Origin of the sequence: Aeromonas sp. 102P, from assembly GCF_051920345.1 — a bacterium.
GTDB lineage: Bacteria > Pseudomonadota > Gammaproteobacteria > Enterobacterales > Aeromonadaceae > Aeromonas > Aeromonas veronii.
This window is the reverse complement of record NZ_JBQBCZ010000001.1, coordinates 2394176-2410191: the sequence shown is the minus strand read 5'-3', so window position 1 is coordinate 2410191 and position 16016 is coordinate 2394176. Positions and strand designations below refer to the sequence as shown.

The 16016-nt window shown below is 53.1% G+C and carries 6 protein-coding genes and 1 pseudogene; all 7 read right to left on the bottom strand.

All coding sequences use genetic code 11. From position 1 onward, the window contains the following. Position 1 precedes the first annotated feature (1 nt). The 7 genes and pseudogenes from ACTG1K_RS11445 to ACTG1K_RS11415 all read right to left on the bottom strand — a co-directional run bounded on the left by ACTG1K_RS11445 (position 2) and on the right by ACTG1K_RS11415 (position 16007). Complete coding sequence (locus tag ACTG1K_RS11445) at positions 2 to 6685, bottom strand: retention module-containing protein (RefSeq protein ID WP_440005404.1); 6684 nt, start codon at positions 6683 to 6685, stop codon at positions 2 to 4. 269 nt (positions 6686 to 6954) lie between these two features. Further along, complete coding sequence (locus ACTG1K_RS11440; RefSeq protein ID WP_440005402.1) at positions 6955 to 8880, bottom strand: EAL domain-containing protein; 1926 nt, start codon at positions 8878 to 8880, stop codon at positions 6955 to 6957. Positions 8881 to 8883: 3 nt separating this feature from the next. Further along, entirely contained in the window at positions 8884 to 9636 is a 753-nt protein-coding gene (locus ACTG1K_RS11435) for a transglutaminase-like cysteine peptidase (protein WP_005350994.1), read from the bottom strand. A 135-nt stretch (positions 9637 to 9771) separates the two neighbouring features. Then, a pseudogene (locus ACTG1K_RS11430) lies at positions 9772 to 11092 on the bottom strand (TolC family outer membrane protein). 37 nt (positions 11093 to 11129) lie between these two features. After that, the gene (locus ACTG1K_RS11425) at positions 11130 to 12563 is read right to left on the bottom strand and encodes an HlyD family type I secretion periplasmic adaptor subunit (protein ID WP_216953334.1); all 1434 of its coding nucleotides are present in this window, start codon (positions 12561 to 12563) and stop codon (positions 11130 to 11132) included. Continuing rightward, positions 12556 to 14700 (bottom strand): type I secretion system permease/ATPase, encoded by a 2145-nt coding sequence (locus ACTG1K_RS11420; RefSeq protein WP_227342443.1) that lies wholly within the window; start codon positions 14698 to 14700, stop codon positions 12556 to 12558. Before ACTG1K_RS11420 ends, ACTG1K_RS11425 begins: the two co-directional genes overlap by 8 nt. Positions 14701 to 15077: 377 nt before the next feature. After that, the gene (locus tag ACTG1K_RS11415; protein ID WP_107682174.1) at positions 15078 to 16007 is read right to left on the bottom strand and encodes a TIGR01212 family radical SAM protein; all 930 of its coding nucleotides are present in this window, start codon (positions 16005 to 16007) and stop codon (positions 15078 to 15080) included. Positions 16008 to 16016: the final 9 nt, after the last annotated feature.

Genomic DNA, 16016 nt, shown 5'->3' with positions numbered 1-16016 from the left:
GTTACGGATCAACCTTCAAGTTACCGTCACCCAGCAACTTCTGAATGATCTCAAGGTCACTGTTGCCCAAGGTTGTCAGGTCAATACTGTCAAATTTTATGACGTGGGTGGTTCCTCCATTCGTACCATCCAAATCAATCGTCAATGTTGATTTGTTTGTGCCTGGCCCATCACTACTGAAATTGAGGTACGCATCAAGCGAACCAGAGTTGGCATGTTCGCCAGTGAGCAGCTCGCTTATATCCAGCACATCTCCACCGTCACCAGTTGTGAAGTCTTTGATAACGTCCACACCACCGGCATCACCCGCCCCCCACTTAAAGGTGTCTTTACCGCCTCCACCGGTCAGGGTATCGCTCCCAGCACCGCCAATCAGCAGATCGTCACCTTTCTGTCCGTAAAGAGTGTCATCACCTGCACCACCATCCAGAAGGTCATTGCCACCAACCGAACCGTCCTGACCAAAAGAGATATGACCTGCTGCAATCAAGGCCCTCAGTTCACTGTCGGTTGCTCCAGGATGTGTTGCGGAAAAAGCCGCCCAACCGCCATCGACACTGTCAGCATAAATACTGTCGCCAAAGAGGATATCGTTCCCATCGCCTCCCCGCAGAGCATCATTACCGACTACTGCGACATTGATTAACCCCCCGGCAATATTTCCGATAATACCCATCAACTGATTGGCAGTAATGACGTTATCAGCGAGTCCACCGCTCCCTTCAACATCGTCTAACAATTCTTTAGCACTAGCGGATACATTAATGCCAACAGCTTCAATGGTAAAAGCCTGTGCTGTACCTGGACCAGCCGTTTCGATCAATTCGACCTCACTGACGTTATCATTATCATTGCCTGCTGTACCAAGGACGTGTTTTATCGCTGTCTGTGCATTGGCAGAGATGACTCCACCGGAATTATCCAAGGCTCGATTTGGTGCACCATCAGATACGAACAGCACCTTGTTCACATCCGCAGCCAAAACAGGGGCTGACGACTGAATCCAATTATTGGCCTGCACCAGGCCGGCCTCATAGTTCGTATAGCCCCCGTTAGCCATGATTGCATTGACAAATGCAATCGCACTTTTCAACTGTTCAAGATTATCAGTACCATTAGCGGTAAGCGTGAACGTACTGCCAACGGGTGCATTTGTTCCAAACTTGACCAAATGTACCTTGATATCACTAGCCCCCGACTCATAGAGATTATTGAGAGATGCAATAACCGATTGTTTCAATGCATCAAGACGGCTGATATTAGTGGTAACCCCCTGAATATTGGTAAAAGGAATTTTGCTATCCATGCTGCCAGAATTATCCAGGACATAGACTATGTTAGCTTTTTGACCTGGTAACCTGGTGGAGCCACCAACATCCCCAATCAGCACATCATTACCCGCAACCCCCTGAATAACGCCTCCAGTCACCGAATCGAACGGACTGGCTATATGATGAGCAACGTGTGAAGAATCGATATCACTGACATTGTGGCCAACTACTAGAACAGACTGGTTGCTACGGATGCAGATCTCCAAGTTTGCAGGAGCCTTATCACCATCCCCATCAACCAAGGTGTAGGTAAACAACTGCTTCACTGCACCATCATCACCAAAGATCGCTGGTGATAAATTTGCCTTGGCAACAAAACTATATTCCCCCACATGGGTGCCTTGCAGGTCGATCTTCAGAATACCGAGCTCTGTATTGAGGCTCAATACTTTGGTATCCTTATCGAAACTATAAGTTACCCCCCCCGTACCCAAGATATCGATATCAGTACCACTAGCATTTAGGGTAAAGGTTTGAGCACCTACAGAGACTGATGCAATAAGACCTACTCCATCAGCACCGGAATTATCGTTAGCCAATACATTACCGATTACCCCACCGCCAGCACTTGCCAGGTCAACCAAGGTAGCGGATAGATTTTCCGGTGAGGCAAGAATATAAGTACCACTACTAGAAATTGGATTAAGGTAGGTACCTGTATTCACATTGATACCAATCGCATGCGCCTGGAACGGATTGGTTTCGGAATTATTATCGTTATCAACATTCCCATTTGTAATAAATGTTTGCCATGCCGTTATCGCTGAAACTTGACCGGTAGGGTCAGGTTCAGGATTACCATCAGAGATAAAATACAACTTGTTTTGTTGGGCTTTATCTGCACCGACATTATTCACATCAAGAAGAATTTGAGCCTTGGCTGTATTAAGCGCTTCCGCATAATTAGTCCATCCATCTGCGCTAAGCGCATTAACTGCGCTTATCAGGTTGATATAACCGGAATCACTAACCGAGTTGAAGTTATAGTCTCCAACATTGGAAGAACCCGTTGCGAAGGTTACTAAATTAACATGAATTGGCGCATCAAGTCCTGCGTAAGCCTGCGCCAAGTTAACGACCGCAGCTTTAAGCGCTGCCAGTTTATCCCCCCTCATGCTACCCGAGGTATCCAAAACCAGTGTTACATTTACCAATGGCAATGGTGATTGCATGATACAAATAGGGTTGTCATTCAGAGCTACCGGGCCGTCATCCTCGAAGGCCACCAGGTCGGCCAGGTCCGCCGACGCACTATCCGTATCGCCATCACCGTCGGTGGTGGTCGCCGTGACGAACACCACTCCATCGGCCAGGAACACCGCCTCGTCACCCGACTCATCGTGGTCTGCATCGTTGTTGTGCTCAACTGCACGGAACTGCGCCAACTCCAGCTCTGCACCGTCCAACCGCAGCACAAAGGCCACCTGGCCAGTCGGCTCGCCCTCACTATCCACACCGGCACCAACCCGACCTTCGACTTCGCCGCTAGCGTTAATGAACAGGTAAATTTGCTCACTTGTCTCGGTGTCGTACACACCCGACGCTGTGCCGTCAGTCAGCGGCTCACCATCAGCCGCCGTCAGGCTATAGGCCGTTGAACCACCATCGCTACCCGTGTCTGAGGTGTCGAACAGTGCACTGGCATCGGCGCTGGCATACCCCAGTACACTGCCCAGCAAGCCTGCCCAAGCTGGCGCAGTCTCATCGTTCTCGCCATCATCACGCACGGTCTCATCGACACGCAGGCTTTCCTCATGACCATCAGCCAGCTCAACCACCGGGCCGTCATCCTCGAAGGCCACCAGGTCGGCCAGGTCCGCCGACGCACTATCCGTATCGCCATCACCGTCGGTGGTGGTCGCCGTGACGAACACCACTCCATCGGTCAGGAACACCGCCTCGTCACCCGACTCATCGTGGTCTGCATCGTTGTTGTGCTCAACTGCACGGAACTGCGCCAACTCCAGCTCTGCACCGTCCAACCGCAGCACAAAGGCCACCTGGCCAGTCGGCTCGCCCTCACTATCCACACCGGCACCAACCCGACCTTCGACTTCGCCGCTAGCGTTAATGAACAGGTAAATTTGCTCACTTGTCTCGGTGTCGTACACACCCGACGCTGTGCCGTCAGTCAGCGGCTCACCATCAGCCGCCGTCAGGCTATAGGCCGTTGAACCACCATCGCTACCCGTGTCTGAGGTGTCGAACAGTGCACTGGCATCGGCGCTGGCATACCCCAGTACACTGCCCAGCAAGCCTGCCCAAGCTGGCGCAGTCTCATCGTTCTCGCCATCATCACGCACGGTCTCATCGACACGCAGGCTTTCCTCATGACCATCAGCCAGCTCAACCACCGGGCCGTCATCCTCGAAGGCCACCAGGTCGGCCAGGTCCGCCGACGCACTATCCGTATCGCCATCACCGTCGGTGGTGGTCGCCGTGACGAACACCACTCCATCGGTCAGGAACACCGCCTCGTCACCCGACTCATCGTGGTCTGCATCGTTGTTGTGCTCAACTGCACGGAACTGCGCCAACTCCAGCTCTGCACCGTCCAACCGCAGCACAAAGGCCACCTGGCCAGTCGGCTCGCCCTCACTATCCACACCGGCACCAACCCGACCTTCGACTTCGCCGCTAGCGTTAATGAACAGGTAAATTTGCTCACTTGTCTCGGTGTCGTACACACCCGACGCTGTGCCGTCAGTCAGCGGCTCACCATCAGCCGCCGTCAGGCTATAGGCCGTTGAACCACCATCGCTACCCGTGTCTGAGGTGTCGAACAGTGCACTGGCATCGGCGCTGGCATACCCCAGTACACTGCCCAGCAAGCCTGCCCAAGCTGGCGCAGTCTCATCGTTCTCGCCATCATCACGCACGGTCTCATCGACACGCAGGCTTTCCTCATGACCATCAGCCAGCTCAACCACCGGGCCGTCATCCTCGAAGGCCACCAGGTCGGCCAGGTCCGCCGACGCACTATCCGTATCGCCATCACCGTCGGTGGTGGTCGCCGTGACGAACACCACTCCATCGGTCAGGAACACCGCCTCGTCACCCGACTCATCGTGGTCTGCATCGTTGTTGTGCTCAACTGCACGGAACTGCGCCAACTCCAGCTCTGCACCGTCCAACCGCAGCACAAAGGCCACCTGGCCAGTCGGCTCGCCCTCACTATCCACACCGGCACCAACCCGACCTTCGACTTCGCCGCTAGCGTTAATGAACAGGTAAATTTGCTCACTTGTCTCGGTGTCGTACACACCCGACGCTGTGCCGTCAGTCAGCGGCTCACCATCAGCCGCCGTCAGGCTATAGGCCGTTGAACCACCATCGCTACCCGTGTCTGAGGTGTCGAACAGTGCACTGGCATCGGCGCTGGCATACCCCAGTACACTGCCCAGCAAGCCTGCCCAAGCTGGCGCAGTCTCATCGTTCTCGCCATCATCACGCACGGTCTCATCGACACGCAGGCTTTCCTCATGACCATCAGCCAGCTCAACCACCGGGCCGTCATCCTCGAAGGCCACCAGGTCGGCCAGGTCCGCCGACGCACTATCCGTATCGCCATCACCGTCGGTGGTGGTCGCCGTGACGAACACCACTCCATCGGTCAGGAACACCGCCTCGTCACCCGACTCATCGTGGTCTGCATCGTTGTTGTGCTCAACTGCACGGAACTGCGCCAACTCCAGCTCTGCACCGTCCAACCGCAGCACAAAGGCCACCTGGCCAGTCGGCTCGCCCTCACTATCCACACCGGCACCAACCCGACCTTCGACTTCGCCGCTAGCGTTAATGAACAGGTAAATTTGCTCACTTGTCTCGGTGTCGTACACACCCGACGCTGTGCCGTCAGTCAGCGGCTCACCATCAGCCGCCGTCAGGCTATAGGCCGTTGAACCACCATCGCTACCCGTGTCTGAGGTGTCGAACAGTGCACTGGCATCGGCGCTGGCATACCCCAGTACACTGCCCAGCAAGCCTGCCCAAGCTGGCGCAGTCTCATCGTTCTCGCCATCATCACGCACGGTCTCATCGACACGCAGGCTTTCCTCATGACCATCAGCCAGCTCAACCACCGGAACATCATCCAAAATGGTGACATCAAGGTTATCGCTAGCCGTATCACCATCACTATCGATCAGTACAACGCTGAAGCTTTCGCTCAGCGAGGTGTCATTGACAGGCCTTGTATGGTTTTCATTATCGCCAAGGGTATAGCTGTAGGAGACACTGCCGTTACCGGTAACGGGATCGTAAGTTATTGCGGTGATTTGCAATCCATTGCCAAGCGGTGTCTCAATGGATACAGGCAGAGCAACCACGGTGCCATTGCTGATCAACTGGATCGCCCCGATCGCCAGCGTTTGCACGCCATCAGGGGCATTAAAGGTAAACACCCCACTTTGAGTTAACGCGGCATCGTTAGGTGCCGAACCGTCGGCCAAGTTGGCATCACTGACCAACACCTCTCCCCCTTCCTGAGTAAGCCCATCAAGACTTACCTCCTCATCTACCGGAGTAATGGAGATAACGAGTGTTGAAGTCACTGTGTCCTGGCCATCAGTCACCTGATAATTAACCGGGGGAACTGCGCCATCATAGTTAGGAGCCGGAGTAAAGGTATAGCTCCCATCCGGATTGATGATCAGCGTGCCCACTCCGGTAATGGTGGCAACAACACCGGCAGGGACTCCGATATTGATACCCCAGTCATATGAAACGATAGAGGCATCAGCAGGCCCATCTGGATTGGTACTATTGTCGAGTAAATTCCCACTGACCTGAGTGTCTTCCTGGGTCTCGGCGGTTTCGCCCAAATCATCAAGCTGATTTTCAAGAATCAAATCTTCGGCCTGATTTTCATTGATGACAGCGGCCGTATCGTAGGTGGTATCAAACCCTGCAGCCGCTATCGTGGCATCGCCTGTTCGATCAATTGTTACGAAACCACCATTACCACTGGCCCCCGCAACCCCACCAATACCACCACCACCACCGGCCGCTGGTGCCCCACCAGCAGCAGAAGCCTCAAAGTTTTGAGTCGGGTCAACACCCTGCAGAATCGATTCTTGCAATGCAGCAATGTCAGAAGGAGTGCCCTCCGTGCTGGCACCACCTTGCGGTTGTCCCGGTTCTGCTAATTCGGAACCGGTGGGTACATTCTGCGCTGGTGTATCGTCATAGGGGGAAAGAACAAGCTTGGCATCATCCGCTATGGTCAATTTGGCACCGGGCTGGAGTATTTCCCCCTTTTGCAGGGGGCGACTGCTGCCATCAGCCAGCACAATCTCCACATTCCCTTCGATAGCTGAGACAACCACGGACTTGTCGATGATTTGGGTACGCATATCCATTGCTCCAACGTGACAGATCTTGATGTCTACACCGTAGAGGGAGATAACGTGCTTTTCCGTTGCAATAATCTATAGGTTTGACTGCCCTCAAACCGATATAGAGAATAAAATCGAAAGGTTATTTTTTCTTCATTAAAATCATAACGATATAAATGGAACCAAATAACACCCATATTAATTTGATAATAAAAAAATCAAAAAATATATTGTATTGATATAAAAAATGACCCCATTCGGGGCCATTTCTACACTGCACATATCAATCAAGACAAGGGGAAAGCAGGATGCACAAATCCCTGATAACCATCGATATGCAACTTGGAAAGCAGTTCCACTTGATGTTGATCTTCGACGCGGGTTGCAATGGTGGTCACACCGGCATTGTGTGCAGCTCGGCACACTGCAGCCAAGAATGAGGTGTCAGCACCCGGCTCCATGACCTGACTGGTATAACCGTGATCCACCTTGACATAGGCAGGCGCTAACTCCTCCAGATAGCCCAGAGACTGGAAGTGACGACCATAGTGGTCAACCCCCCACTGGAAGCCATGAGCTTGCAAGGTGCCCACCAACGCAGCCACGTTGTCTTTATGTTTCATGATGGCAGCTTCAGGTATTTCAAATAACAACCGCTCTTTCAACTCAACATGCTCGATCAGATAGCGCGTCAACCAGGTTAAAAACTCATCCGAGCAGAGCGAGCCAGCAGTGATGTTGATCGCCAGAACCAGATCAGACTGTTTTTGCAGTAATGGAACGCAAGCATCAAGCACCGCCTGGTCAAACTCGCCACCCAATTTGAACTGTTCAATCGCGGGCAAGAACTGACCGGCAAAATAATCAGTGCCATCCCGAGAGATAGAAGCAAACAGCTCGGCATGCAACCTTGCTCCATTATCAAACCGGCAAGCTGGTTGTGCTTTGAAGCGCCAAAGTTGTCGTGAAATTGCATCTTGTACCAGATCTCGCCAGGCCAAACGCCCCATCAAACCTTGCTCGGTACCCCCTTCCATCACCACAGCACCACGGCGTTCATTGCGCGCCTTGCCAAGCGCATTATCGGCTTTGGTCAACAAGGCAGAGAGATCATCATTGCCATCACGACCGGCAATACCGATGACGGAGAGCGCATCCCCTTCGCCCATTGGATTCACCACCAGATCGGCAATGCGGCTATTAATCACTTCAGCCAGCTCTTTTAGCTGAGTCAGATCGTCAGTTGGACAGAGCAGCGCATATTCCGTCGCGGAGATCCGTGCCAAGGCTGCGCCATCCCACCCTTTTAATTGCTCTTTCAAAGCCTGAGCTATCGATTTGACCATGTTGTCACGGGCAGCAAAGCCTTCATCGCGATAGATATCATCCAGCATGTCGACCGCAACCAACATGACGCCACCTTGGCCAGCCTCCGCTATCCATGCGTTTACCTGACCCACAAAATAGGCTCGGTTGCCAAGCCCCGACACGGCATCGACATAAACCCGCTCACGCAATTTCTCGGCCTCATCGGCTTGCTCTTTGAACTGCAACGCCAACTTGCTTGAGAGGGTGTTGATCGCCTGAACGACCTGCTTCAATTCATGGGTTTTAGGCTCCGGGATCGTATGACCGAAATGGTGCAGCTCGATCTCTACGGCTTGATCACAGATCTGTTTGAGTGGCTTGAGCAAGTAGTTGAGTGCTCTCATCAACAAAATGGTGGTGATCAAAAAGCCGACCAGAAACCAACTCGCCAGCTCACTCATTCCCCGCCACAACTCGTAATAAGCCTGGCCGGGGTGACCCACTACTTTTAATTTTCCAAGCTGCAACCAGCCAGACGTCAGAATTGACTCGTTGGATACCTCAGGAAACAGTCCCAAATTTACAAACCACCGCGGTACCCCCTGAATATTGTTGGTATTTTCCTGCTCGATGACATCCTTTGATGCCAGCAGATCCAGGCGAACCAATCGATAATAGCCACCATCAAAAATGGCCTGGATCACCGACTCGGCACCGACCTTGTCACCGTTTTCCAGATAGGGGGTGAGCGCAAGCCCCAGCGAGGTTGCCGTATTGATGACTGTTGTTTCCTGTTGCTGCGCAAGATAAGTGCGGGTTGAGTTGAATTGCACCCAGTATGTGGCCGCAAATAACAATCCAAACAGCAGCAGCATGGTGGCTAATAACTGTCGATAGAGCGTCATAGGTTAATCATCCAAATTCACCACTGGCCGAGCCAATCGCCCCGAGGTCATGCGATTGCGTAAATCATTCCATAATCCCAAGCGGGATGATTGACCAGCCAGTTCCCCTTGGCCTCGTGCCTTCATCAACCACAAGTGACTACCGTTAAAACTGTAAATAGGTACCAGATCACGCCGCTGTGTGGCAGGGCGAATCGAGCCTATCAAATTATCCAAAATAACCGGAACGGAAGAGGGTGTCTCATAATATGCCACCACCATGTGAAACTGGTTGTAATCAAGAGCCTTTACGTACACCATCCGCATTTTATCATCCGGGATCCCAAGCTCGAGCAGCGTAGAGTATTTAGCGATACTGAAATCTTCACAGTCTCCCCCAGCGGCTCCCAAAAATTCTAGCGGGGTTGCCCAATAATCCTTTTTGCGCCACAACTTGATATCGTCAATAAAACGCATCCGATTGAAAAAATTATTTACCCGCTCAAGCTTTTTTTCTTCGCTCAGGGCCCTGCCCTTCGTCTCCATGACCAGCATACGCCAACTGGTTACACGCTTGCCGGCTCTGGCGCCATAGGTCTGCTCCGCCCGTTTGATCAAGTTGAGATCTTCCTGTGGCAGAGGCTGACTGGCACAGAGCAGAAGTGAGAAGGGTAACAGCAGGATCCATAAGGAGTGGCGCAAAGCGCGTAGCGATCTGTATCTCCATTCATTGAGAAGATAACACCATCTGCTACCGGTACCACGCTGGAGTGTCACTTCATATTCCTGCTGCATTATTACTGCTGCACTCCTCAACGCTCGTACAACAACCTGCGTTAGCCAAACATGGTGACTGCCAGCAGCAGTCACCATGTTGGCGTTCATGATCCCTGCGGGATCATGAACAAACGGTTATTGCCTGGCCTGCCATTCAGCGGGTTGTTTGACGCTAAATGCATTGAGCAGGCTGCCTGTCGCGTTGAGAATGCGATAGTCCGCCAGCAGTGCATCATACTCGGCAGTGATGTAGCTGCGACGCGCCTCGAACAATTCGTTCTCGGTGTTCAATACGTCCAGCAATGTCCGTTGACCCAAACCAAACTGCTTCTTGTATGCCTGTACGGTGTCATAGCTGGCGTCAACATGCTCTTTCAGGAAGGTCTTCTGCTTGGCCAGCGACTCTTTCGCGTTCCAGGCCAGACGAGTGCCTTCCTCAACCTGGCGAAACGCATTCAAATGAATGTCTTTCGCCTGAGAGTAGAGCGCCGATGTTGCATTGCTCTCTGCCACATCAGAACCGCCACGGAACAGGTTGTAACGCATGCGCACCATTGCGGTCAGATCATCGTTGCGCCCTTTGACCGCATCGATATCCTCATTCCAGTTCTGATCGACCTCGAATGTTACATTCGGGTAGAAACCGGATTTGGCGCCTTCATGTTGATACTTGGCCGCTTCGATATCCTGCAGGGAAGAGAGCAGGGTCGGGTGGACTTCGGTCGCCGTTTTCAGCGCACTATCGAGGCTGGCCGGGATAAGCTCGGTATTGGGAACCGGCTGTACCAGATCTTTGGGCACCTCGTTCACGACACGAATAAATTCACTCTCTGCATCGCGATAGTTGTTTTCAGCAGCGGCCTGATTTGAATAGGCCCGGGCAACACGACCTTCAATCTGGGTCTGATCCGCAGTAGAGCCAAGCCCTGAATCAGTCCGCTTGCTGATGTCGCTGCGGATCTGTTCGTGGGTTTCCAGGTTCTGTTTGGAGAGTTCCAAAATCTCCTGCTGGCGCAGCATATTGAGGTAGACCTCAGCTACTCGCAGCGCAGTATTTCTCTGCTTCGGAGATCATCGCCAGACGCTGGGCATTGGCTTCTGCTTCGGTTCTGGAGACGTTGTTGCTGACATCAAAGCCATCAAACAACATTTGCCGCAGACTGAGTCCGGCTTCTTTACGCGTCAGTGAATCATCACCCCTGAACCCAGGAGCACGAGTTGTAGGGCTGTCAGTCTTTTCATAGCGTACGCCACCACGCAGATCGATCGTGGGATAATAGCCACCCTTGGCTCCATCATGCTGATAGAGTCGTGCCTGATACAGATCAAACGCTTCCTTGATCTTGGGATGCGTAGCAAGTGTCTGTGCCACCGACTCTTCCAGAGTCTGGGCCTGACCCAAACTCGGGATCAGGATGCAGCCACTGACCAGCATGGCAACAATCGTTTTTTTCATGTTATCTCCAGTCATGTTTTGTTTTTAGATTGTTGGCTTATCGTTCTCTCAGTGCCGACTGCTTAGCCCGTAAAATCGGCTTAAGTAAATAGTCTAGGACACTTTTTTTACCAGTAATGATATCAGCACTGGCTAACATACCGGGGATGATGGGAAGTGCGTTAAGCTCATCGCCCAAGTAACTCTTCTCGGTACGCACCCGAACCAGATAAAAGGAGTTCCCCTCCTCATCCTGGATCGAGTCCGCACTTATCTGTTCAACCTTGCCATGCAATCCTCCATAGATTGTAAAGTCGTAGGCAGTGATCTTGACGATGGCATCCAGCCCCGGTCGCAGGAAGGCGATATCTTTCGGCGACACCTTGGCTTCAACCAACAAGGTGTCCTCCAGCGGCACTATCTCCATCAAATCCATGCCGGGCTGCACCACGCCGCCCAGAGTGTTGATCTTGAGTTTCTTGATGGTGCCCTTGAGCGGAGCAATCACGCTGGTCCGGTCTACCCTGTCTCGCAAGCCAACCTGCCCTTCTGACAACTGGCCAAGTCGCCCCTGCTTCTCATTCAGTTCCGTCTGGGAGTCAGCACGGAATTTCAGCGCTATGTCATTGCGCTTGGAAATAGTCTCACGCAACACCGAATTGAGTTTTGGGATCAGCAGACGGTTGCTCTCCAGCTCCCCCTGCATCTCGTTGACCTGCCGCTCCAGCTTGATTAGCTCCACTTGAGGCACTATACCCTCTTTTGCCAGTGGACGGCTAATATTGAGCTCTTGTCTGGCCAGATCCACACTGCGATTCACGGTGCGAATTTTGGCATTCAGTTCAATCAGTTCCTGCTCTTTCTGCTCGATCTGTTGACCAAGAATATAGAGCTGGTTCTTCAGGTTATTAAGGCGATCCCGTTGTACCGAGCGTTCACGGTTGGCATATTCGGGAAAGACGGTTTCATAGCCATCCGGAAACTGAATTGGCGCTTCTCCCACCACTACCTGTTCACGCCACCCCAGTGCAGGGTCATTTTTAACCTCAACACTGGCCATTTCGGCCCGTAACCGGGCAATATCTCCTTTCAGAGTGACCAGCTCCTGCTCACGCTCTCGAAAATCGGAGCGGAAACGGGTGTCATCGATACGCAGCAGCGGCTGTCCCTTCTCGACGATATCTCCCTCTTTGACGAAGATCTCTTTTACTATCCCCCCTTCCAGATTCTGGATCACCTGCAGTTGGCGGGATGGGATCACCTTGCCCTGACCCACGGTGACTTCATCCAGCTCGGCCCAGGCAGCCCAGACGATGGCACTCATGAAAAAGAGGAAACAGCACCACAACAGGATGCGGGCACCGGTTGGGGTAGTAAGCAACACAGCCGCCGCGCCGTCATCGACAAACTCCAGATGCTCGGGGGCCGGCAATACATCACCGGAAGGCGCCTTTTTGCTGCGTTTTAACCAGTCCATGAGCCCCTTAACCATGGGACACCTCCTGCACGCGCACCTTGCCTTCCTTCAACTGCTGCAACACCACCTCTTTGGGGCCATCTGCCACAATCTGTCCCTGCTCGATGACAATAACCCGCGAGGCCACATCCAGCATTGAGGTCTTGTGGGTGATGAGGATCAAGGTGGTTTCCGGGCCCAGTCTGGCGAGCTCCTGTTTGACCTGCATCTCGGACTGGTTGTCCATGTTGGAGGTAGGCTCATCCATCACCAGAATGGGGGGATCATTGAGCAGGGCGCGTGCCAGCAGGATCGCCTGACGCTGGCCACCGGAGAGCTGGCGGCCACCCTCGCCGATCTGCCGATCCAACCCGTTGGGATCACGGTTGGTAAAATTGGTGACGCCCGCCCGCTTGGCAGCGCGCAAGACTCTCACGTCATCCACCAGCGGATTACCCAGCATGATGTTGTCTCGCACCGAACCAAAAAAGAGAATGACATCTTGGGGAACACAACCGATATTGCGACGAATCACCGAGGGAGGTAACTGGTCTATTTCGAAACCATCGATCCGGACCGAACCGTCAGTCGGCCGATACAGCCCCATCAACAACTTCTCGAGGGTCGTTTTACCCGCCCCAATCCGGCCGATAATTGCCACCTTTTCACCCGGCTGAATACGCAAATTGATATGGTGCAGGGTGCTGGTTTCCATTCCTGGATATTTGAACGAAACATTTTCGAATTCAATTCGACCGGCAATCACCGGATGATGGATATATTGCTTGCCCTCCTCCTGCTCACCCGGGGTTTGCATGATTTTTTCCAGAATATCCAGTGCAGATTTGGCCTGGTTATAACGGGTCGACAACACTGAGAGTTGCACCATGGGCGCAATGGCACGGCTGGAGAGCATCACGGCAGCAATCATCCCCCCCATGGTGACCAAGCCTTCGGAGATCTGGTAAACACCGACGATCACCAGACCGACCGTCACAACCTGCTGGATATAACTGGCCAGTGACGACATGGAGTTGGTAATTCGCCGTGTTTGTACACCCCAAGTGGAAATATGGGAAACAGCCTGCTCCCAACGGTGCTGGAACAGACTCTCGGCGCCGAAAATCTTGACGGTTTCCAGCCCGGAAATACTTTCAATCAGGTTGGCGTTCTTCTGGGACGCAAGGCGTGACCCCTCTTCGATGGACTGCTTGAGAGGCTCCTGAATATAGACGCTATAGGCGATGAGGATCAGCATGGCGACGATGGGAACCACCACCATTACGCCTGCAAACATCCAGATAATAAAAAGGAAGAAGACGGCAAAGGGGAGATCGATAAGAGTAGAAACCGTTGCGGAGGTGAAAAACTCCCGCACCGACTCAAATTCCTGCAGATGTTTGGCGAAAGCACCGGTGGAAGCGGGACGAGATTCCATCCGCATACCCATCACCTTGGCGAAAATTTTGGCGGACAGCAGCACATCAGACTTTTTACCGGCAATGTCGATAAAGTAACTGCGCAACTGCCGCATCACAAAATCGAAGGTAAAGACCACCATGGCCCCGACAGCCAGCACCCAGAGCGAATCAAACGCCAGATTGGGCACAATCTTGTCATAGACGTTCATGGTGAAAAGAGGGCTGGCGATGGCAAACAGGTTGATCAGAATGGAGGCGATCAGCACATCGCGATAGATGCCGCGGGATTCGAACAAGGTGCTCCAGAACCAGTGTCCATCACGGGTTTCAAGCACCTTGGGCGAGCGTTCGTCAAACTTGAACTGCTTCTTTACATAGAAGAGGCGCCCCAGATACTCATCACCCAACTGGGCTGCGGTCAGCCATTGCGCGGCATCACCGGCCTGCGGGAAAATCACTTTCCCCTGGCTGCGATCTTCGTTCCACTCCAGCAATATACAGGCGCCACCACTGCGCATCTGCAATACACAAGGCAGCAGCAAGGGAGAGATATCAGCCAGTGGCTGGATCACTTCACGGGCGGATAACCCGCCCCGCTCGGCAGCACGGCAAAAGAGTGCGGTAGTCAGGCGTCCGGAGACCAGTGGCAACCCGGTCGTCAGGGCATCCTGACTGTTGGGCACACCATAAAAACGGGTCAAGAAGACCAGACACTCCAATAACTCATCAATACGACTTGTTTCTGCTTGCATAGCATCCTGTCACTGCATAAATGAGGTAGATAAGAGCGTTCATCGCTCATATTTCCCTGCTATAGCCACGCTAAAACCGAGTGGCCTTCCCGCTGATGAGACTGATCAGGGGATAAACCTGTCCAGATAGATCGCGACACTCATCGCCAATTTCCCGGCACAGCAGCAATGGCGGCATGATTCGTTATTGGTAAAAATAATCGGCTCATCAACACCATGCTAACACTGCAATCAGGGTGAATGTCGGAGTTAATTGATAATGACATTTATTATGGCGCACCACTATATCAACCGGCACGTACCAAAACTATAGTTTAGGGTATGAAGTTTTTTATATAACCCTATGTTTTACGTGAAAATAATAATCTGGCGCTCAATTATAGGTCAGGAAGTATGAAGGGTCTGCCCAACGCGTGACCTTGCGGGCCGTTCAATGAGAGTGCTTTGGCAATATCCGCCATGGCAGTCCAGCGATTTTCACACCAGGATGGCGCCAACAGAGTTGGACGGCGCGCGGAGGCCGAAATCCGGTGATACACCACCTCGGGCGGCGTGTGCTGGATCATGGCAACGGCCGCCTCCACATACTGCTCCAGCGTCAATACCTCAAGCCGCCCCGCCTGCCACGCCTTGCCGAGAGTACTGCCTTCAACCACATGAAGCGGATGCAACTTGATCCCCTCAACACCGGTCTCAACGATGCGATGCAGGGTATCGAGGCTGTCCATCGGCACCTCCCCCGGCAGGCCGACGATCAGATGAGCACATACCTTGATGCCGCGCTGATGGGCACGTCTTACCGCATCCTCATAGGCGGCATAACCGTGGCCGCGGTTGATCCGTTGCAGGGTCTTGTCATTGGCACTTTGCAGCCCGAGCTCCAGCCACACCTCGTAACCCCGGGCCTGATAGCCCGCCAACAGATCCAGCACCGCATCCGGCACGCAATCGGGGCGAGTGCCCACGCAGAGCCCCACCATATCGCTCACTGACAGCGCCTCTTCATACATCCGCTGCAGATATTCGACCTCGGCATAGGTACTGGTATAGGCCTGAAAGTACGCAAGATAGCGCTTGGCACGGGTGACTTCGTCCCGGCGAGCCAGCAGTTGTTGCACCACGGATAGTTGTTGGGCCGACTCGTCGGCAAAAGAGGATACATTGCAGAAGGTACAGCCACCACGGCCCAGGGTGCCGTCACGGTTCGGGCAGGTGAAGGCCCCGTGGATGGAGAGTTTGTGGATCTTCTGACCATGACGCTGCTTGAGATCCTGACCGAATGTATTGACGAGTTCGTGTAACTGCATGACACCTCC

Coding starts and splice junctions, on each gene's coding strand:
- ACTG1K_RS11415 (WP_107682174.1), bottom strand. CDS start 16,007: ATGCAGTTACACGAACTCGTCAATACATTCGGTCAGGATCTCAAGCAG.
- ACTG1K_RS11440 (WP_440005402.1), bottom strand. CDS start 8,880: ATGACGCTCTATCGACAGTTATTAGCCACCATGCTGCTGCTGTTTGGA.
- ACTG1K_RS11425 (WP_216953334.1), bottom strand. CDS start 12,563: ATGGTTAAGGGGCTCATGGACTGGTTAAAACGCAGCAAAAAGGCGCCT.
- ACTG1K_RS11420 (WP_227342443.1), bottom strand. CDS start 14,700: ATGCAAGCAGAAACAAGTCGTATTGATGAGTTATTGGAGTGTCTGGTC.
- ACTG1K_RS11445 (WP_440005404.1), bottom strand. CDS start 6,685: ATGCGTACCCAAATCATCGACAAGTCCGTGGTTGTCTCAGCTATCGAA.